We start from the raw sequence: 20641 nt of genomic DNA, 5'->3' as shown, positions 1-20641 counted from the left end.
GGATGCGTGAGATGCAATTGCGCTGGGTAATTGTCGTGACAGGTCTGTATAATAGCCGACTTCAAGCAGATGAGGTAAGCATGCGTTTAGACAAATTCCTGTGTGATGCGCTCGGTACGACGCGCAAAGAAGCCACTCAACTTCTCAAAAGTGGTGAAGTCACCGTTGACGATGTTGTACAAAAAAGCGGTGCGTTCAAGCTCAAAGAGACGTCACGTGTTGAGTGGCAAGATCGCGAAATTACGCTGCACGGCCCACGCTACATTATGATGCACAAGCCTGACGGGGTCGTGTGTTCACATGAAGATGGTTTCAACCAAACCGCATTTACCTTGCTCGACGAAGTGAATATTGAAGATTTACATTTTGCAGGACGCTTGGATGTGGATACCACCGGTTTACTGCTGATTACCGATGATGGTCAGTGGTCACACCGTGTGACGTCACCAAAACATAAGTGTGAGAAAACGTACCGCGTATGGTTGGCCGATCCGATTCAAGCCGATTATGCTGATCAATTCACCCAAGGCATTGAGTTGCGTGGTGAGCGTGAATTGACCTTGCCTGCACAGTTGGAAGTGGTTAGCGAAACCGAAGTGCTGCTGACCATTCATGAAGGTAAATATCACCAAGTGAAACGCATGTTTGCGGCTTTGGGTAATAAAGTCATTGGGTTACATCGTGAGAGAATTGGTCAAATCACATTGGATGAGGCACTGGAACCCGGCGAATATCGTTATTTAACGGAAGACGAAGTTGCTTCGATCTGGAAATAAACAGAGATTTAGGAAATAGATTGTTTCCGAATTAGAACTAGTTAATCGCGGCATTTTTTAAGACCATAGACCGACAGGACTTAGCGCTCAGCCTGAGCGTCAAGTCCCCCACGATTTATTGCCTCATCAAGCAATCTCTGATTGGCATACACTGTAAGGTGTATGCCAAAACATGAATTTAACTCTACGGAGAATTATGTCTGCCCCAACCATAAATACCCCACAAGCCCCACAAATGAGCTTGCTGCTTTATATTGTGCTCGGTGCGCTCGGTGCGTTGACACCGCTGGCGATCGACATGTATTTGCCTGCTATGCCAACGATTGCCCGCGATTTTGGCGTGAACGCCGGTGCGGTACAGATTACCCTGACGGCATACACCGCAGGTTTTGCTATAGGGCAGTTACTACATGGTCCACTCGCTGACAGCTATGGCCGCCGCCCAGTGATGCTATGCGGTATCTTTCTATTCGGCATCGCAGCGATGGTCAGCGCCACCACGAATGGGATTGATGCGTTAACCTATATTCGTGCAGCGCAAGGTTTTGCGGGCGCTGCTGCCGCGGTAGTTATCCAAGCCGTGGTGCGCGATATGTTTGATCGTGAAGATTTTGCGCGTGCGATGTCGTTTGTTACTTTAGTGGTGACACTCGCGCCCTTGGTGGCGCCGATGATCGGTGGGCATTTAGCGATTTGGTTCGGTTGGCGTTCGATTTTCTGGGTACTGGCACTGTTTGCCGCGCTCGTGATCGCAATGGTGATGTGGAAAATTCCAGAAACACTGAGCCCTGAGAATCGTCAACCACTGCGTTTTCGTAGCACGATTCGTAACTACTATAATCTTTGCAAAAACCCAGTAGCGATGGGGCTGATCTTCTCCGGTGCTTTTTCATTTGCGGGAATGTTCGCCTTCTTAACCGCTGGGGCGTTTGTTTATATTGATATTTATGGTGTCAGTCCAAGTGAGTTTGGTTACCTGTTTGGACTGAACATTGTGGCGATGATCGCCATGACCAGCATTAACGGCCGTTTTGTCAAAAAGGTCGGTTCCCACAACATGCTGCGCTTTGGCTTATTTATCCAGTTGATTGCCGGTATCGGCTTGTTTTCGAGTTGGTTAATGAATTGGGGATTGTGGGGAACGGTACCTTTTGTGGTGTTGTTTGTTGGCACTATTTCCACCATAGGCAGTAACTCCATGGGATTACTGCTAAGTAAATACCCACGCATGGCGGGTACAGCTTCGTCATTAGCGGGGACGCTGCGTTTTGGTACCGGCTCGATTGTGGGGGCTGTGGTTGCTGCAATGCCAGGTACTGAAACGTGGCCAATGATATTTGTGATGGCGGCTTGCTCTGTGTTATCAGGCGCCTTTTACTGGACGTTAGGAAAAAAAGCGTAATGGCGAACTACCATTTAGAAATTCAAAATGTGGTGAATACTGCACTGGCAGAATTAGAGGCCGAACATAAAGCGGGCAAACTGGCGAATGCACCAGTCGCGAATAACCACTTTTTAGTGCACTGGGTAACGAAAGCACTGAAAGCGCAACGTTTTCATCGTTGTGTTGGCGACAATTTAACTCAGTGGCAGAAAGCAGGGCGTTCAAAAGGGACAGAATCACAACTGTTACCGACGTTTCAACGCATCTCTGCGTATTACGCCCATTTCTTTGCTGAGCAAGACCATACGCCGATTACCGATAAGCAGATCGAAGCGTTTTTGGATGAAATGGAGCAAGCGGGTTGGGAAGTTTCAACCTCTGAGCCGTTAGTCAATGCTGGCAAAGTGCAGATTTTTACCGATGGTCAGAACTCATTGGCATTGTGTTCCGTGCAGTGTGAAGCCTGTTTCGATGGCGAGTTATTAGTCAAACCGATGAACTGGTTTGTGCGTGGTCATCATGCCGGTTTTGTTGAAAAAGCCTTTGCGGCCGGTTTTATGGTACACAAGCAGACCGATTACAAATCGAATGTGAAATATCACGGTGAATACCTGATTTTCCCAGCTAACCAAGGCACACAGTTGGCTGAGATTCCGCTCTCCTTTCGCGCTCAATAAATCCATTTGAGTTTCTCTATAAATTGATCCCGTCGCTTAATCGCGGCGGGATTTTTTTATGATTGCTCGCACCATGCCACGGAAAATAAACAGGTGGGCCGGCATCATTGCATACCAATACAAGAGGCCAAGAAAACCTTGTGGATGCCACCAAGCTGTTACGTTGAGGCGTCGCTTATCACCTAAATCATCAATGGTGAATTCCAAACGCCCCAATCCGGGACCTTTCATGCCAAACAGCAGCGACAAAAACTGTTGAGGTTGGCAGCGAATCACTTTCCAAGAATCAATAAAATCACCGACCGCCAGTTCAGCACCGGCCGGATAACGCCGGATCGGCTTACCACCGCCGAAAAAGAGATCGAGCCATTCTCGTGTGCGCCACAACACGTTGGCAAAAAAGTAACCTTGGTCACGACGGCCGATGGTGCGGATCACTTTCCATAGTTCCTGACTACTTAACTCGGTTTCGATGCTGGCCCCCGCCTGTTTCGGGTAATAACCAAACCCGGGCTGCCAACGTAAAATGGCGTTAGGATCAAAGCCCCACACCTGACTACGCACAAAAGTCCCCTCACTCTCCATCGCTTGGGCGGCAGCTTCACGGTAGGAAATTAACACTTGCGGGTAGCGTGCCGCTATTGAATGGGTGTCCGCAATAAAATCGTGGGTCAATCCTTCTAGAAGAGAGCGACCAATGGTGCTTGGCACGGACGTGACCATGCCTAACCAGCGTGAAGCCATGCGCGGGGTGAGAAAGCGTGTCGACCACAAGCGAAACGGTTTGTCAGTAAGCTCGCACAAAATGCGAAATTGTTCTCGATAACTCAATACATCGGGTCCTCCAAGTTCAAACATCTGATGTTCGCGTGGCTGTTCTTGGGCAAACTTAAGCAGATAAGTATTGAGGTTGGTTAGCGCAATAGGGTTGGCCTTGGAGTCAACCCATTTGGGCGTGATCAGCACGGGCAGGTTATACACAAAATCACGCATGATTTCGAAAGCCGCAGAACCAGAACCAATAATGACACCAGCTCTAAGCTCAGTAATGGGCACGAGAGATTGGCGCAAAATTCGACCGGTATCGTAACGAGCTTGTAGGTGTGGCGAGTGACCGGATTCTGGCTGCAAAGAGCTTAAATAAATGACATGTCGCACCTGATTATGCGGAAGATCGAGCGCATCCTTTACGTTTTGTGCCAATGACAGCTCGTAATCGACAAAATCTCCCCCATGAGCCATACCATGCACTAAGAAAAACACTAGGTCATAATTGGGGATGGTCGCGAGCGTTTTCTGACGATCAGCGAGATCGAGACTGAGCCGAGTCAAGTTGGGATGAGTAGGCAGACGAGTGTTGAGCGCTTCAATTTGACGGGAGGCTGCGGTGAGCTGGTATCCCGCATCCAGAAGTAATGGCAGCAGTTGCGCCCCTACATAACCTGATGCACCTAACACTAATACCTTTTTCATTCGGTCATCCTTTTTAATCGTTTGTTGTGATTATGCACGCGTGAGTATAATAACGCGGATTTTTCTGCTTACTATGCCCTCCTTAGTCGAGTTTATGGACTGATTAGGAAGGGGATATCACACGCTGTGGAGTGATGTTGTGTCTGTTGTCTCTCAAGTTTTATCCCACATGAGAGGGGATTTTTTTCGCCGCCTGATCGCCATCGCGTTGCCGATCACACTACAAAATATCATGTTTTCCAGCCGAGGGTTGGTTGACGTCTTGATGTTAGGTCAACTTGGAGAAGCGGAAATTGCGGCCGTTGGCGTTGCCGCTCGCGCTACTTTTGTGACCACCATTATGTTGGTGGGTGTGACCACGGGTGGTGCATTGTTGACCGCGCAATATTGGGGGGCAGGGGATCGCAAAGGTGTGCGTGAAAGTACGGCACTCACGTGGTTAGTCTCTAACTTCTTTGCCTTTTTCACCGTGTTGCTGTTCTTGTTCTTCCCACAACAAATTATGTCGCTGACGACCGAATCAACACAAGTCAACGCCTTAGGTAGCCAATATTTGGTGATTACCTCGTTCACCATGTTTGCGGTAGCGTGTGTGAGTAGTATGGCTGTTGGCTTGCGTGCCATGCACAAGCCTGGCGTGAGCACTTTTTTCAGTGGTATCGGTATCTTATCCAACGTTCTGCTTAACTGGATCCTGATTTTTGGTAAATTCGGCTTCCCTGCGATGGGGATTGAAGGTGCCGCGATAGCCACCGTGCTCAGTGGGGCAATTGAAGTGGCTTGTTTATACAGCTATTTGTATGGCAAACAGCATTTGATGGCCTTTGGTTGGTTAGATGTGAAAGCGGTGATTGACTGGCCCAAGATCAGCCGTTTTCTACGCCTCTCTCTGCCGACAACGTTTAACTTTTTGATCTGGGCTGCTGGGTTATTCACCTACCATGCGATTATGGGGCAGACGGGCGTGCAAGGGCTCGCGGCGTTATCGGTGATGACCCCAGTTGAGTCGATTTCGTTGAGTCTATTGATCGGCATGTCGAATGCCGCCGCAGTTCTGGTGGGTAATCAACTCGGTGCCAAAAATTATCAGGCCGTCTATTACCAAGCAATTGGGGTCACTGCGTGCAGTGTGCTGGTGGGAGTAGTTGTCGCCATCTGCTTGTATCTCTTGCAAATTCCAGTCCTTGGTGCGTTTACTGCGCTGACGCCGGAAACTCGGGAGCTGTCAGAAAAATTCATTTTGATCTTGAGTCTAGGCATTGTGCTGCGTTCACTGCCTATGACGGTGATTGTGGGTGTGTTGCGAGCAGGGGGCGATGTGAAATTCTGCCTAGGGCAAGACATCGTTGCGCAATGGTGTATTGGAATTCCATTGGCCGCTTTTGCCGCCTTGGTGCTTAAAGTCGATCCGGAATGGATTTATTTGCTGTTCCTTACCGAAGAAGCCGTGAAGTGGTTTGGCTCACTACACCGTATGAAAAGCAAGAAGTGGATGAAGAATTTGATTGAAAATTAGACACTCATCGGTCGATTGGTGCAAATTAATGCATATAGTGTGATCTGCTAGCCAAAATGCTTTCTCCGTTTGGGGTTTTGGTGTAGATTCTGTTCCCAGTTTCATTTTCGGCAATGAGTGGTTTGATGTTACAACTGGTAGACCTATGCAAAGGCTATGTAGACGGTGATGAGTTTCATCCTGTGTTGCAGGGGGCTGAGTTGACGTTAAATCAAGGCGATCAGTTAGCGCTGATGGGCGAAAGTGGTTCGGGTAAGAGCACATTGCTTAATCTTATTGCGGGACTCGACTGCGTAGATTCTGGCGAAATTTGGTTTCCCGGCTTCCCTATGCACCATACCTCAGAGCACAACCGCACCGCATTTCGCCGCAATAATATTGGGCAGATTTTTCAGCAATATAATTTGCTGCCAACGTTGAATATTGCCGATAACATTCGTTTTTGTCGCCAACTTAAAGGGCTTCCTGAAGATGCCGGCTTGTGGCGACAAATCCTTTCTGCTTTAGATCTCATGCCTCTGCTTGGCCGATACCCTGAAGAAGTGTCTGGTGGCCAACAACAAAGAGCAGCGATTGCTCGTGCTTTGTATATGGAACCGAAAATTCTCCTTGCCGATGAACCGACGGGCAGCTTGGATGAGCGTAATGCCGAAGCAGTGATGCGTTTGCTGACCTCGCTGACGCGTCAGTTGAACTGCGCACTATTGTTGGTGACGCACAGTGAAAAAGTCGCACAACATATGGATGGCTGTATTCGTCTGCAAGGAGGACAGCTGCATGTTATGGCCCGTAGTTAAAGCGCTATTGGGTCATTATCGTCGCTATCCGCTGCAGATTTTTCTGGTCTGGCTTGGTTTAACTCTTGGGGTTTCCTTACTGGTTGGCGTTACGGCCATAAATCATCATGCAAGACAGAGTTACGAGCATGGTGAAAAACTGTTTTCCAATCCTCTGCCTTATCGTATTCGCTCTAAACACATCGCCAATAAAATCCCTCAAGGTTTTTATATTCAACTGCGTCGAGATGGTTTTCAGCAATGTGTGCCTTTTGATGACTATCGTTTCAGTACCACTTCTGGCTTAGATATTATTTTGCAAGGCGTTGATCCTGTTGCGTTACTGTCTTTAGACAGCAGTAAAACATTGGCGCAACAAACCGGATTGCAATTAATGAATCCGCCATATCCGATCATGGTGAGTCAAGAGTTAGCCAAATTACAAGACTGGCAAGAAGGGGACTACATTGCGCTGACCGATGGTTCGAAACTCGGCCCGATCACCATTGATACGCATAACCAAGTGACGGGAATGCGAGTGGTGGCTGATTTGTCATTAGTGCGCATGCTGAAAAAGGGCTCCGGGCTCACGGTGATAGCGTGTGCGGATATGCCCGCCGCTAAGTTGGATCGTTTGAAGAAGAGTTTGCCGAATGGTTTGACTTTGGTGCGCAGCACCCGTTCTGAGTTGGAATCGTTAACGCAGGCCTTTCACCTGAATTTAACCGCGATGGGCATGTTGGCTTTCCTTGTCGGCATCTTTATTTTTTATCAGGCAATGTCACTTTCAATGGTACAGCGTCAGCCTTTAGTTGGCACACTCAGACAGATGGGGGTGAATGGCTGGCAGTTAGGGCAGGCACTGATGGTTGAACTGCTGCTGTTGGTGCTCGTCAGCTGGTTGTGCGGTAACGTGTTTGGTTTATTGCTCGCTAACCAATTAATTCCTGCGGTCGCCAGCAGTTTAGGCTATCTGTATAACGCCAATGTGGATTTGGACATCGGGTGGGATTGGTCATGGAGTAGTTACAGCTTACTGATGGCACTCTTTGCGGCGCTGGCTTCATGTGCTTGGCCTTTGGTACGCTTATTACGTTCACAACCGATCCGCTTATCGGCTCGATTGTCGTTAGTCCGTTTCGCTGGTAAAGAGTTTAAGTTGCAAGCGTTGTTAGCTTGCGCCCTGTGCGTTGCCGCAGTAGCGATATACCAAGCCCCTCAAAGCCAACAATCAGGTTTCGCGATTATTGGTTTGATGCTGCTGAGTGTTGCGCTGTTTACGCCATACATTATCTGGACACTGTTCACCAGTTTTTCTTATACGCTGCGTTGGGTCAAAGTCCGCTGGTTCTTCGCCGATGCGGCTGCGAGCATGAGTTATCGGGGTGTGGCAACCATGGCTTTCATGGTGGCGTTGGCCGCCAATATTGGTGTTGAAACCATGGTAGGCAGCTTTCGTGATACCACCGATCGTTGGTTGAGCCAGCGACTCGCCGCAGATATTTACCTCTATCCAAGTAACAGTATGGCTTCGCGCATGAGTCAATGGCTCGGGCAACAACCTGAGGTCGATTCAGTGTGGTGGCGATGGGAAAAAGATTTTGCCTCTCAGCATGGTCCAGTGCAAGTCGTGAGTACCGGCGCTTCTGATGGTGAATTGGACTCTTTGACGGTGAAGTTAGGTGTGCCGAATTACTGGTATCACTTGCACCATGCACGTGGTGTGATGGTGAGTGAGTCGATGGCATTGAAACTTGGCATCCGTCCGGGTGACTTAATTGATTTACCCGAGCCAATGGGCTCTGGGTGGGCGGTGTTTGGTGTTTATTACGATTATGGTAATCCTTATCATCAGGTGATGATGTCGCATCAAAACTGGATGAAAGCCTTTGCCGGTACTGGTAACGTTGCGTTGGCGGTCGTGCTCAAAGAAGGGCTCACCGGTGAAAGCGTTAAAAAACGCCTCGACACCATTTTCAGGCTGGATGCGGATCGTATTTTTGATAACACCAATATTCATACGCACGCAATGCGAGTCTTTGACCGTACTTTCTCCATTGCAGGAACGTTGGGTAATATCACGCTGTTTATTGCGGTCTGTGGCATTTTCTTTTCAACCCTAGCTGGAGAAACATCACGTCAACGTCACGTTTCCTTACTGCGTTGTCTTGGTGTTTCTGGGAAAGAATTAGTATTGATTGGCGGGATGCAATTGTTTGTTTTTGGTGCGATTTCTTTGTTAATTGCTTTGCCATTGGGGTTGACCTTGGCCAAATTGGTGATTGATGTGGTGATTAAACACTCTTTTGGTTGGACAATGCAGTTACAAATGGTGCCTGGCCAATATGTACATACGGTGGTTTGGTCAATGGTTGCGCTGATTTTAGCTGGCGCTTTACCCGTGATTCGTTTAGCACGGAAATCACCGATGAAATCGTTGCGAGAGGCATTGTAATGCGCCGTTTTCACCTGCGAGAAAATAAATGGATTTGGCTCTGTTTAGGCGCCTTGTTCTTTGTGGCCGGCTTTATTGGCTACGAGCAAAATGAATATCACAATATGTTGCTCTCTTCGCCAGACCACCCCAATCATACCAAGCAGGCGGTATTTGAACCTGTGCTGCCCAATCACCCCGTCCGTTTGCCGGAGGATTTCGCTTCTCGTCCCGAATTCCAACAAGAGTGGTGGCGATTTTACGCCTGGCTTGAAGATGAAAGTGGCAACACATTCAGTGTTCAGTGGAATTTTCTGCGTTTAGCTCAGGACGAACGCGATACGATGGGGTGGCAGACACCACAGCTGTACTTCTCTTCGGTAGTCATTAACGGTAAGAAAATGGCTTTGCGGGATCAAAAAATAGCTCGTGGCGGAATTGGTCAAGCGGGGAGCAGTGATCAACCTTTCCGTATGTGGATTGACAATTGGACTTGGCGATCGCTTGGAATGGGGCCTTTACCCGGTAATTTACATATTAGCGCGGACCATTTCGCACTGAATTTGCAACTGAGAGCACTGGGTCCCTACGTGCTTTCCGGCGATCGCGGATATCAAATCCGGCAAGATCTACTTTCGTTGGCGAGTTACCAGTTTCAACAACCTTACATTGCCGTACATGGTTTATTCGCCCCCAATATTAACCAGCCTGCGCTTCGTGTCAGTGGGCGAGCGTGGTTAAGCAAAGAGTGGGGCAGTGAACTGGTCGCGACAGAGCAAACCGGAACCGATCACTTCGTTATTCCGCTAGATGAACAGCGCTGGTTAAGCGTCAATCGATTTCGTCATGATGGTGTTCCAGACTATTTCTACGGCATGTTGTATGACCGTAAGGGTAAGAATATCGTGTTGTCGAATAGCGATATCCAGCTAGAGTCACTCTCTTCGTCTCAACTCAGCAATGGTAAGCGCATTCCTTTACGTTGGCGGTTAATCATTCCTAAGCAACAAATTGATGTTTCTATTGAACCGCTCGATCGAGATGCATGGCAAGCCTTTTTAATCCCCTATTGGGAAGGGCGAATAAAAATACTAGGCAGCCATAACGAAACCGGATTTATGCAGTTATCGGGTTATTAAGGCTGACATACCTTCATTACTGTTTGTCTCAAAGAAAGCGCATTATGCGCTTTCTTTGTTATGCCGGTAAGATAAAACAATCCGTTACCATTTTTACCATTGGCATGCAAAGCGCTATGTCTATACTGAAATTAGGTGAAATTTACACTGAAATCTGAATAAACTCGGAAAAACCGAAGTAATGCCTCATTACAATCGATTTTTCCATTGCCTCAAGCCTAGCTACACTCTGGGTCATCATTCTATTGTTAATCAATTATTAACATAATTTAAGGACAAACTTATGTCTGACATGATTCGAGACTTTTTTAAAATGGAATCGGCAGGGGGCATCTTGTTGGTGATTGCTGCGGCGATTGCTATGGTCATTGCCAACTCAGGAATGGCTGAAGGCTATCAAGCCTTTTTGCATACCTATCTGTTTGGGATGTCGGTTTCACACTGGATCAACGACGGCCTAATGGCGGTATTCTTCTTGTTGATCGGTTTAGAAGTAAAACGCGAGTTGTTGGAAGGTGCTTTAAAATCGCGTGAAACGGCCATTTTCCCGGCAATTGCTGCAGTGGGTGGTATGCTTGCCCCTGCACTGATTTACGTGATGTTCAATTTTAATGATCCAGAGGCAATTCAAGGTTGGGCGATCCCTGCCGCGACAGATATTGCGTTTGCTCTAGGGATTATGGCCTTACTGGGTAAACGCGTTCCGGTGAGCTTGAAAGTGTTTCTATTGGCGCTTGCGATCATCGATGACCTTGGTGTTGTGGTGATTATTGCTCTGTTCTACAGCAGTGATCTTTCAACCATCGCGCTGACGGTTGGCTTTATTATGACAGGCGTACTGTTCATGCTTAACGCTAAACACGTGACTAAACTCAGTGTGTATTTAGTGGCGGGTTTGATTTTGTGGATTGCGGTATTGAAATCGGGCGTACATGCGACATTGGCTGGAGTGGTCATTGGTTTTGCTATCCCACTGAAAGGCAACAAGGGTGAGCACTCTCCACTGAAGCATCTGGAACATGCACTGCATCCTTATGTGGCGTTTGGTATTTTACCGTTGTTCGCTTTTGCCAATGCAGGTATCTCATTACAAGGCGTTTCTCTAGCCGGTTTAACATCGATGCTGCCATTAGGTGTCGCGTTAGGTCTTTGCTTAGGTAAGCCGATTGGTATCTTCAGCTTCAGCTGGGCTGCAGTAAAACTGGGCGTGGCGAAGTTGCCAGAGGGTATTAATTTCAGACATATTTTTGCAGTGTCTGTATTGTGTGGGATTGGTTTTACCATGTCGATTTTCATTTCATCACTGGCTTTTGGCCAAGTGAATGAGGCTTATGACACCTACGCACGTTTGGGGATTCTGATGGGCTCTACTACGGCAGCTCTATTGGGTTATGCATTGTTGCGCCTCTCTTTACCGCTGAAATCTGCACAATAATCACTATGATTTGGTGAGTATAATGCCTCCGCACTGCGGGGGCATTTTTGTATCGCTTTGATTCTCTTTGCTGAGATATAGAGGTATAAAAAATTTGTATGGCAAAAGAAATTTGGCTTATAACGTTTTATGTCAATTTTACTATGCAACTGATGCGAATAATTATTAAAAACGATTGCGCTTGACTTTCTTTTTATGGTAAGGTTCGCGCCAATCTCGGACTGAGCTTCTGGGGGACACGCGTGGTGACCATTCAGGCTGATTGTGACACCACGTAGGGTAGGTATCGACAAGTCCTTTTGTCGATAGACGGGATACTCTTGCTGCGGAGCGGCATGTGAATGGGAAACCCAACATTGAACTCACTTAACTTATACACACTAATCAGCTTTGTACTTCCTCTATGCCCTGTTCAACAGGACAGTAGCATTACTGAACCTTGATTCTCTGATTTAGCATTTTGTCATCCAAGCGATGACCTACATTCCGGCTTGCCTATGCGCAAACGCGGAGCATTTTGCTATTCGCCATTTCCATAACCTAAACCGGAAAGGCGGAAACGAATCATCTCAAGGGGAAAAAGATGAGTACAGCCTTTGAAGTCGATAACCACATCGCAACTCTGTTTTCAACTCAAGTGCCGTTATTAGACGGTCTCTACGATCTCACGCCAGACCAAGTGCTGCTTGATCAAGCTGCGCATGAATCTGAAGTGCGTTCTTATCCACGCCGTATTCCTATTGCCATTAAGCAAGCCTATGGCTGTTTGGTGGAAGATACCCGTGGGCAGATTTTCTTGGACTGTTTGGCGGGCGCAGGTACTTTGGTGCTTGGCTATAACCATCCAGAAATCAACCAAGCATTAAAATCACAACTCGATTCGGGGTTGCCATACCAAACTCTGGATATTGCCACTGAAGCGAAAACTCACTTCATCAAAACCGTGAAAGGCTTTTTACCTAAAGCGTTGGGTGAAGAGTGTGTGATCCAGTTTTGTGGCCCATCGGGTGCGGATGCCGTAGAAGCGGCGATTAAGCTTGCTAAGCAAACTACGGGTCGTAATACCATGTTTGCCTTCCGTGGTGCCTACCACGGCATGACTAACGGCACGATGGGTATGATGGGTAACCTCAATACCAAAGCACGCCGTACTGGCTTGATGTCTGATGTGCACTTTATGCCTTTCCCATACAACTTACGCTGCCCGTTTGGTTTAGGGGGGGATGAAGGTGCGAAAGCGAGCATTCGTTACATTGAACGTCTATTGAATGACGATGAAGCGGGGATCATGAAACCCGCTGCAATCATCGTTGAACCAGTACAAGGTGAGGGTGGGGTGATCCCTGCGCCAGCATTCTGGTTGCGCGAACTGCGCCGTATTTGTGATGAGCACGGCATCCTTTTGATTTTTGATGAAATCCAGTGTGGTGTGGGCAAAACAGGCCACAACTTTGCATTTGAAGAATCAGGCATTATTCCTGATGTTCTTTGCTTATCAAAAGCCATCGGCGGCGGTTTACCAATGTCGATTCTGGTCATCAACAAAAAGCACGACACATGGCGTCCGGGAGAACATACAGGTACTTTCCGTGGCAACCAACTTGCGATGGTTTCTGGCGCCAAAGCACTGGAAATCATTCAGCGTGATAACTTGGTTGAGCATGCACGTATTGCGGGTCAATACTTACGCGCTGGCTTAGAAAAAATCCAAAGCCGAGTCAACTGCGTTGCTGAAGTGCGCGGTAAAGGTTTGATGCTCGGCCTTGAGATTAAAGATCCAAGCGGTGAACTGAACAAATTTGGCGAACCGAAATCAGCGCCACAATTGACTCTTGCCATTCAACGCGCAGCACTAGAGCGCGGCTTGATGGTGGAAAAAGGCGGCCGTGATGGTTCCGTGATTCGTTTCTTGCCACCCGTCATCATTTCGTTTGAACAGCTCGATTTCGCGTTACGCGTACTTGAAGAAGCGATTCTTGCTGCTGGCGGTGGTAAAAAAGATCCTGAGCAAGCCAACCAAGAGTGGAAAAAACACTTTATTCATACCGGTCACATGGGCAGCCAAGAGTTCTCACAAGTGATGAACCATACCACCGCTGCGATGAAAGCCGTATTTGAAGAGGTGAAAGCCCCTTATTCTGGCCTTGATCCTAAAGTGTTGGAAGAGGCGATTTACGCAGTTGATCTGGATAACAAAAATGCATCACTAAAAGACGTTATCTCTGAAACCGCTGAATTGGTTGCGAAAAACTCCATCATGGTTCAACATCCTGACTGTATCGCGCATCTACACACGCCACCCTTAATGCCTTCCGTTGTTGCTGAAGCCATTATTGCGTCATTGAACCAATCCATGGACTCATGGGATCAATCTTCTGCGGCAACCTTTGTTGAGCAGAAAGTAGTGGATTGGATGTGTGAAAAGTATGAACTGGGCGCGCAAGCAGACGGTATTTTCACCAGTGGTGGCACGCAAAGCAACCAGATGGGCTTAATGCTGGCTCGTGACTGGATCGCCGATAAGCTCAGTGGCCATTCAATCCAGAAATTGGGCCTGCCTGAGTATGCGGACAAGCTGCGTATTGTTTGCTCGAAAAAATCCCACTTCACGGTACAAAAATCGGCGTCTTGGATGGGGCTCGGTGAGAAAGCGATTCTTGCTGTTGATGCGCTACCCAACGGCACGATGGATGTGACTAATCTGGAAGCTGTGGTTGAGCAAGCCAAAGCAGAAGGCCTCATTCCGTTTGCCATTGTGGGCACCGCAGGAACCACCGACCACGGTGCGATTGATGATCTGGTGACGATCGCCGATGTGGCTGAGAAGCACGCACTATGGATGCATGTGGACAGTGCTTATGGTGGCGCACTGATCTTGAGCAGTCATAAAGATCGCCTCAACGGCATCGAGCGCGCTCAATCCATCAGTGTGGATTTCCATAAGCTGTTTTTCCAAACCATTAGCTGTGGCGCATTGCTGCTCAAAGACAAGCATAACTTTAAGTATCTGCTGCACCATGCAGATTACCTAAACCGTGAGCACGATACGTTGCCAAACTTGGTCGATAAGTCGATTTCGACCACCAAACGTTTTGATGCCCTAAAAGTGTTTATGACCATGCAAAACGTGGGACCTAAACAACTGGGTGCCATGTACGATCATCTGCTCGCTCAAACCAAGCAGGTGGCGGAACTGGTACGTCAGCATAAAAGCTTTGAGCTTTTGGCTGAACCATCTTTGTCTACCGTGTTATTCCGCGCGGTAAATGAGCAAGCTTCTGATCTGGACGAACTGAACAAAGTGGTTCGCCTTCAGGCGCTGGTACGTGGTGTCGCGGTTCTTGGCGAAACCATCGTGGATGGCAAAACGGCCTTAAAATTCACAATTTTGAACCCATGTTTGACGATGTCGGATTTCGACTCTCTACTGGCTAAAATTGAAACTCTAGCGGTTGAGCTAGCGGACTAAAGGTAAGGGAACTATGTCTATTCTACAGATTGGTGCAGGCGGCGTAGGTTGGGTTGTGGCACACAAAGCCGCACAAAACAACGACGTGCTGGGTGATATCACGATAGCATCTCGCTCGATTGCGAAATGTGAAAGAATCATTGAATCGATCAAAGGGAAAAACAACCTTAAAGACTCCTCCAAGAAACTAGAAGCGCGTCAGGTTAACGCAGACGATATTGAATCATTGGTGAAACTGATTAATGCAGTAAAGCCAGATTTAGTGATCAATGCTGGGCCACCATGGGTTAACGTTGCCATTATGGAAGCGTGTTACCAAGCGAAAGTATCCTATTTGGATACTTCCGTTTCGGTTGATTTATGCTCTGAAGGTCAGCAAGTTCCTGAAGCGTACGATGCACAATGGGTGTTTCGTGACAAATTTAAGCAGGCAGGGATCACCGCGATTTTAAGCGCAGGTTTTGATCCGGGCGTAGTCAGCGTATTTGCGGCCTACGCGGCGAAATATTTGTTCGATGAAATCGACACGATTGATGTGTTGGACATTAATGCCGGCGATCATGGCAAGAAATTCGCGACCAATTTTGATCCTGAAACCAACTTGTTGGAAATTCAGGGTGACTCCATCTACTGGGATGAAGGTCAATGGAAGCGCGTGCCTTGCCATACTCGGATGCTGGAATTTGATTTTCCCAAATGTGGAAAATTCAAAGTTTACTCCATGTCACACGATGAACTGCGTTCATTGAAAGAGTTCATACCGGCTAAGCGTATTGAGTTCTGGATGGGATTTGGCGATCGTTACCTGAATTATTTCAATGTGATGCGAGATATCGGCTTGTTAAACCCAGAGCCGCTGACGTTAGCGGATGGTACGGTCGTTAAACCACTACAAGTACTGAAAGCAATGCTTCCCGATCCAACCTCGTTAGCACCTGGCTATAAAGGGCTGACGTGCATTGGTACTTGGGTACAAGGCAAGAAAGAGGGTAAAGCGCGTAGCGTATTTATCTACAATCATGCCGACCATGAAGTGGCTTACCACGATGTAGAACATCAAGCGATTGCTTATACCACTGGCGTTCCCGCCATTACGGCTGCGTTACAGTTCTTCCGTGGTGAGTGGGCTGAAGCGGGGGTGTTTAATATGGAACAGCTTAATCCTGATCCTTTCCTAGAAACGATGCCATTGATTGGCCTTAACTGGGATGTGATGGAGCTTGAGCCGGGGCAGCCGGATATTCAAATCGTCAAATAATGTACGCAGAGTGTGAAAAACTCCGTGGATAATCCTAAACAGCTATAACCTAATGGTTATGGCTGTTTTTCCATTTTTGCTACGGATCAGTATGAATGGAAACAGTGCAGGAAAGAGGAACTGACATGCAAAAAAATGAATTGAAAACCCCATACTTCATGATTGATGAAGCAAAACTTATCGCGAATCTTGAGATTGCCAAACATCTGAAGGAAATCTCAGGTGTGAAAATGGTGTTGGCACTGAAGTGTTTCTCAACATGGGGGGTTTTTGACATCATCAAACCCTATCTGGATGGCACAACGAGTTCTGGTCCCTTTGAAGTGAAATTGGGCTATGAAACTTTCGGTGGTGAAACCCACGCTTATTCAGTGGGTTATAGTGAAGATGATGTGAAAGAAGTCATCGATATCTGCGATAAGATGATCTTCAACTCACAATCTCAATTAGCAGCATACCGTCACTTAGTTGAAGGTAAAGCATCTCTAGGTCTGCGTATCAATCCAGGCGTGAGTTACGCGGGACAAGATTTAGCGAACCCAGCTCGTCAATTCTCTCGTCTAGGTGTACAAGCCGATCATATTGATGAAGGTGTGTTTGACACTATTGATGGCGTCATGTTCCACATGAACTGTGAAAACAAAGATGTGGATGCGTTCATTGGTTTATTGGATGCGATTTCAGAACGTTTTGGTCGTTACCTCGATAAACTCGATTGGGTTAGTTTAGGTGGGGGCGTCTTCTTTACGTGGCCGGGTTACGATGTCGATAAGCTGGGTGCAGCACTGAAAGCGTTCGCTGAGCGTCATGCAGTCCAACTTTATCTAGAACCGGGCGAAGCCGTCATCACCAAAACGACCGATCTTGTAGTGACCGTGGTGGATATTGTTGAAAATGGCATGAAAACTGCGATTGTTGATTCAGCGACGGAAGCGCACCGCTTAGATACATTGATTTACAAAGAACCCGCTTCAGTGTTAGAAGCCTGTGATAATGGCCAGTACGAATATGTGATCGGCTCTTGTTCTTGCTTAGCCGGCGATCAATTCTGCGTAGCTAAGTTTGACGAGCCGTTACAAGTTGGGAAAAAACTGCACATTCTAGATAGCGCAGGTTACACCATGGTCAAACTCAACTGGTTCAATGGCTTGAAAATGCCGTCAGTGTATTGTGAACGTCAAAATGGTGAGATTGAGAGAATTAACCAGTTTGGCTATGAAGATTTCAAACGTACTTTGTCTTTATGGTCGATTCAATAAAATCTATTGCTGAATAAAGTGATGTTGATACAAAGTGCCATTAACAAAAAAGCCGTGAAAAATCACGGCTTTTCTTTGTATAGAGAAAACCCCCAGCTAGGCTGGGGGTTCCGTAAAGCTTTCAGCTATAAGTCAGTTATAAAGCCCCTTTCAATTTGTTAAAACACTCTTGCGGTCTGGCAACTGCGAGAGTTAAACAGAAATTGAAAGGGGATCCCAATGGGGGACGAAAAGAGCTTAGCGCACACGCGCTGGAACTGTAAATACCACATAGTCTTTGCACCGAAATATCGACGTCAGGTGTTCTACGGAGAAAAACGTAGAGCAGTGGGAGAAATATTGAGGAAACTATGTGAATGGAAAAATGTGAACATTCTTGAAGCAGAGTGCTGTTCGGATCACATCCACATGCTTTTAGAAATTCCGCCGAAAATGAGCGTTTCAGCTTTTATGGGGTACTTGAAAGGTAAAAGTAGCCTAATGCTTTATGAACGATTCGGAGATTTGAAATTTAAATATCGGAATCGGGAATTTTGGTGCCGAGGGTATTATGTAGATACGGTTGGTAAAAATACGACCAAGATACAGAACTACATAAAGCATCAGTTGGAGCAGGATAAAATGGGAGAGCAATTGTCGATCCCATATGCAGGAAGCCCGTTTACGGGCCGTAATTAATCGTCATATGCAAATGTCAGATCGTAATGCGCCTGTTAGGGTGCTGCTTGTAAGAAAGCCTTATAGGCGCATATGAAAAACCTCCGGCTATGCCGGAGGATATTTTTTATCTCAATATCAGTAACTACATAGGTAGAGTGGTAAAAATCGTCCACTCTTTGACGACTTCGCCCTTGTAACCGACAACTGTCGCCGTCACGCGGCGATTGCGAGCATGGCTGATGTCATCTTCACCTTCGGCTTCCAAAACGCTATCACCATAACCGACGATATTGACTCGGCTCGGATCGATGCCGTCACGGATGAGCTGATCGCGAACGGCTTCAGAACGCTGTTTTGAAAGTGCCAAGTTATAGTCAGCACGTCCCACTTTACTTGCATAACCTTGTAGCTCAATCGATGTAGATGGATAACCTTGCAAAAATTCAGCCATCTGACGGATTTGCGTCAAAAATGCGGGTTCAATTGCGCTAGAATCATTGGCAAACAAAATGTGTAATTGCTGCATTTGTGATGCCTTAATAAATGTCCCGCAACCGTCATTATCAATTTCAGAACCTCTCGGAGTATCAGGGCAGAGATCGCGAGCATTAATGACCCCGTCATTATCATCGTCTTTCAGATCGGCAATTTGATCAGCAAGCGGAGTCGCACGGTAGTCGTATTCATCACCCTCATGTTTAATATATTCGCCTTGATTGGCGAATGCAGAGGTGGTTACGGTACAAAGAAATAGTGGCAGAGCCCATGATTTGATTGACATATTAGTACTCCACCTTCGCTGTCCATTCCTGAGGAATATCCACTCTCAAGGCATCCAATAAGTTACCCGATGCATTCATCACTCTATATTTGGCATATTGCTCGGAGTATTTGGCTTCCAAATAATCTTTACGGGCTTCAAAGAGCTCGTTTTCCGTGTTCAACAGATCGAGCAGAGTACGTTGGCCTATTTGATATTGCTTACGATAAGCCACCACGGTTTTTGAAGCTGAATCCACATGATCGGCCAAAAACTCTTTTTGTTGTAGAGTGAGATCGAGAGCGCTCCATGACAAGCGAAGTCCTTCCTCAACCGTACGGAACGTTTTTTCACGTAAATCTTTCGAGCGGTTAAGTTGATAAGCTGCACTTTCAGTGCGATCACTATCACTGCCACCGTTATATAGGTTATAGCGCAGACGTAACATCGCGCTAAATTCATCACTGCTACCTTCTACGCCACCGGCATCATTACGCCAGCTTTGCGCGGCCTCAAAGGAGAGTGTTGGGTAATTGGGGGCTTTTGACTGCTTATATTGGAAACGAGCTGCATCCACATCCGCTTGTGACACTTTAATCACAGGGTGATGTGCTTGAGCCAGCTCTAACGCCTTTTCTACAGAAGGCGGTATGGCATTTTCGTCAGCACGAGGAAACTCAAGAGCCAAAGGTTCTTGTCCCACGAGACGGCGGAATTGGGTATGTATATCTAAAAGATTATTTTGTGCAGCAAGCAAGTTACTCTGTGCTTTTGCTAAACGAGCTTCAACCTGTGTTACATCGGCGGTTGAACCAATACCTGAATCCGCTCGCTTTTTAATATCACGATAAATCGATTTGTGAATGGCAAGATTATTTTCAGACAACGTCAGAATTTCATGAGCCTTAGTGGCATCTAGGTAGATTTTGCTCACTTCCAAAGCCATGTTTGATGCGTCAGCTAATAACTGATAGCGATCCGCTTCAGCTTCAGCCGCAGTTCTATCCATATCATTGAGTGTGGCTGATCCATCCCAAATCAATTGAGTCAGAGTTAATGTCGCATCTTTTCGCGTCAAATCCGTATTTCTATTACCGCTAGATTCAGCTGGATTGATAGATTCATAGCCGACACCCGCATCAAGATCGATTTTCGGCAAGTAAGCACCTGAGGACGCTTCTGCATCATACTCACGGCTTTTAAATTGGTTAAATGCACTTTTTAGCTCCGGATTGGATGCCAACGTGATGGATACCGCTTGCTCCAATGTCTGCGCAGAAACCGGATTGCTCAATGCGATAGCGAGTGCAATCGCTTTTAATGGTAATCCTTTCAAAAACGTTCTCCCAATGTGGGTCACTACTCGATGAATGACCTTTAGTCTAATCCAGATTCATTATCATTTATAAGACATAGGGGGTATTTACCGCTAGAAAGAATGTGATGCACGCGAGAAGCGTATCACACTTCAACGTAAATAAACCGCTGTGACATAGCTATAACAATGTAAACTGAAAGTATGAAGTGATTTCATTTATGAATATTTTGGAATAAAGTTAACAATACCAAATGGTAATAATGTGATTTTAGTTCAGAACTCATGCGCTTGCTAGATGTGATTGTGA

Annotated in this window: 15 protein-coding genes; 12 read left to right on the top strand and 3 right to left on the bottom strand. The window is 46.8% G+C overall.

Annotated features, from left to right (window positions below; genetic code table 11):
- The first annotated feature begins 80 nt into the window (after positions 1–80).
- The 3 genes from rsuA (at position 81) to MKA69_RS11740 (ending at position 2837) form a co-directional block, all read left to right on the top strand.
- Positions 81–776 carry a 16S rRNA pseudouridine(516) synthase RsuA gene (rsuA, locus tag MKA69_RS11750; RefSeq protein WP_055029775.1) on the top strand — a complete coding sequence of 232 codons (696 nt, stop codon included), beginning with the start codon at positions 81–83 and terminating at the stop codon, positions 774–776.
- A 196-nt stretch (positions 777–972) separates the two neighbouring features.
- Positions 973–2178, top strand: a complete 1206-nt coding sequence (locus MKA69_RS11745) for a Bcr/CflA family multidrug efflux MFS transporter (protein WP_001275798.1) — start codon at positions 973–975, stop codon at positions 2176–2178.
- Positions 2178–2837: a DUF2913 family protein gene (locus MKA69_RS11740; protein ID WP_000024974.1), complete on the top strand. Its 660-nt coding sequence runs from the start codon at positions 2178–2180 to the stop codon at positions 2835–2837. The genes MKA69_RS11745 and MKA69_RS11740 overlap by 1 nt, the downstream gene beginning before the upstream one ends.
- Before the next feature lie 36 nt (positions 2838–2873).
- Here the strand turns inward: MKA69_RS11740 and MKA69_RS11735 are convergent, their stop codons facing one another.
- Positions 2874–4310, bottom strand: coding sequence for a DUF2867 domain-containing protein (locus MKA69_RS11735; protein WP_305848105.1), 1437 nt, complete (start codon positions 4308–4310; stop codon positions 2874–2876).
- Positions 4311–4449: 139 nt separating this feature from the next.
- Here MKA69_RS11735 and MKA69_RS11730 point away from each other — a divergent pair, with 139 nt between their 5' ends.
- The 9 genes from MKA69_RS11730 to tnpA all read left to right on the top strand — a co-directional run bounded on the left by MKA69_RS11730 (position 4450) and on the right by tnpA (position 18274).
- A complete protein-coding gene (locus MKA69_RS11730) occupies positions 4450–5826 on the top strand; it encodes an MATE family efflux transporter (protein ID WP_055031448.1) in 1377 nt (458 codons plus the stop codon).
- A gap of 125 nt (positions 5827–5951) precedes the next feature.
- A complete protein-coding gene (locus MKA69_RS11725) occupies positions 5952–6623 on the top strand; it encodes an ABC transporter ATP-binding protein (protein WP_055029763.1) in 672 nt (223 codons plus the stop codon).
- Positions 6604–9057 carry an ABC transporter permease gene (locus MKA69_RS11720; protein WP_000964622.1) on the top strand — a complete coding sequence of 818 codons (2454 nt, stop codon included), beginning with the start codon at positions 6604–6606 and terminating at the stop codon, positions 9055–9057. Before MKA69_RS11725 ends, MKA69_RS11720 begins: the two co-directional genes overlap by 20 nt.
- The gene (locus tag MKA69_RS11715; RefSeq protein WP_305848104.1) at positions 9057–10175 is read left to right on the top strand and encodes a lipocalin-like domain-containing protein; all 1119 of its coding nucleotides are present in this window, start codon (positions 9057–9059) and stop codon (positions 10173–10175) included. The genes MKA69_RS11720 and MKA69_RS11715 overlap by 1 nt, the downstream gene beginning before the upstream one ends.
- A gap of 283 nt (positions 10176–10458) precedes the next feature.
- Positions 10459–11610, top strand: a complete 1152-nt coding sequence (gene nhaA, locus MKA69_RS11710) for a Na+/H+ antiporter NhaA (protein WP_055029766.1) — start codon at positions 10459–10461, stop codon at positions 11608–11610.
- 583 nt (positions 11611–12193) lie between these two features.
- Positions 12194–15079 carry a pyridoxal phosphate-dependent class III aminotransferase gene (locus MKA69_RS11705; protein WP_305848103.1) on the top strand — a complete coding sequence of 962 codons (2886 nt, stop codon included), beginning with the start codon at positions 12194–12196 and terminating at the stop codon, positions 15077–15079.
- A 13-nt stretch (positions 15080–15092) separates the two neighbouring features.
- The gene (locus MKA69_RS11700; protein ID WP_305848102.1) at positions 15093–16337 is read left to right on the top strand and encodes a carboxynorspermidine synthase; all 1245 of its coding nucleotides are present in this window, start codon (positions 15093–15095) and stop codon (positions 16335–16337) included.
- Positions 16338–16462: 125 nt separating this feature from the next.
- Positions 16463–17596: a carboxynorspermidine decarboxylase gene (gene nspC, locus MKA69_RS11695; protein ID WP_305848101.1), complete on the top strand. Its 1134-nt coding sequence runs from the start codon at positions 16463–16465 to the stop codon at positions 17594–17596.
- 219 nt (positions 17597–17815) lie between these two features.
- Positions 17816–18274: an IS200/IS605 family transposase gene (gene tnpA, locus MKA69_RS11690; protein ID WP_055027481.1), complete on the top strand. Its 459-nt coding sequence runs from the start codon at positions 17816–17818 to the stop codon at positions 18272–18274.
- A gap of 124 nt (positions 18275–18398) precedes the next feature.
- On the opposite strand, the gene MKA69_RS11685 is transcribed toward tnpA, so the two are convergent.
- Together MKA69_RS11685 and MKA69_RS11680 are read right to left on the bottom strand one after the other, a co-directional pair.
- Entirely contained in the window at positions 18399–19037 is a 639-nt protein-coding gene (locus MKA69_RS11685; protein WP_000023790.1) for an OmpA family protein, read from the bottom strand.
- A gap of 1 nt (position 19038) precedes the next feature.
- On the bottom strand, positions 19039–20352 hold the full coding sequence (locus MKA69_RS11680; RefSeq protein ID WP_000677447.1) for a TolC family outer membrane protein: 1314 nt from the start codon (positions 20350–20352) through the stop codon (positions 19039–19041).
- Positions 20353–20641 lie beyond the last annotated feature (289 nt).

Origin of the sequence: Vibrio sp. AH4 (genome assembly GCF_030710545.1) — a bacterium.
GTDB classification, from domain to species: domain Bacteria; phylum Pseudomonadota; class Gammaproteobacteria; order Enterobacterales; family Vibrionaceae; genus Vibrio; species Vibrio metoecus.
Note: the sequence above shows the minus strand (reverse complement) of the source record. Positions and strands in the feature narration are given on the sequence as shown.

Excerpts from the sequence above, each read along its gene's own strand:
- rsuA (WP_055029775.1), top strand. The coding sequence starts at position 81 with ATGCGTTTAGACAAATTCCTGTGTGATGCGCTCGGTACGACGCGCAAA.
- MKA69_RS11745 (WP_001275798.1), top strand. The coding sequence starts at position 973 with ATGTCTGCCCCAACCATAAATACCCCACAAGCCCCACAAATGAGCTTG.
- MKA69_RS11740 (WP_000024974.1), top strand. The coding sequence starts at position 2,178 with ATGGCGAACTACCATTTAGAAATTCAAAATGTGGTGAATACTGCACTG.
- MKA69_RS11735 (WP_305848105.1), bottom strand. The coding sequence starts at position 4,310 with ATGAAAAAGGTATTAGTGTTAGGTGCATCAGGTTATGTAGGGGCGCAA.
- MKA69_RS11725 (WP_055029763.1), top strand. The coding sequence starts at position 5,952 with ATGTTACAACTGGTAGACCTATGCAAAGGCTATGTAGACGGTGATGAG.
- MKA69_RS11720 (WP_000964622.1), top strand. The coding sequence starts at position 6,604 with ATGTTATGGCCCGTAGTTAAAGCGCTATTGGGTCATTATCGTCGCTAT.
- MKA69_RS11715 (WP_305848104.1), top strand. The coding sequence starts at position 9,057 with ATGCGCCGTTTTCACCTGCGAGAAAATAAATGGATTTGGCTCTGTTTA.
- nhaA (WP_055029766.1), top strand. The coding sequence starts at position 10,459 with ATGTCTGACATGATTCGAGACTTTTTTAAAATGGAATCGGCAGGGGGC.
- MKA69_RS11705 (WP_305848103.1), top strand. The coding sequence starts at position 12,194 with ATGAGTACAGCCTTTGAAGTCGATAACCACATCGCAACTCTGTTTTCA.
- MKA69_RS11700 (WP_305848102.1), top strand. The coding sequence starts at position 15,093 with ATGTCTATTCTACAGATTGGTGCAGGCGGCGTAGGTTGGGTTGTGGCA.
- nspC (WP_305848101.1), top strand. The coding sequence starts at position 16,463 with ATGCAAAAAAATGAATTGAAAACCCCATACTTCATGATTGATGAAGCA.
- tnpA (WP_055027481.1), top strand. The coding sequence starts at position 17,816 with ATGGGGGACGAAAAGAGCTTAGCGCACACGCGCTGGAACTGTAAATAC.
- MKA69_RS11685 (WP_000023790.1), bottom strand. The coding sequence starts at position 19,037 with ATGTCAATCAAATCATGGGCTCTGCCACTATTTCTTTGTACCGTAACC.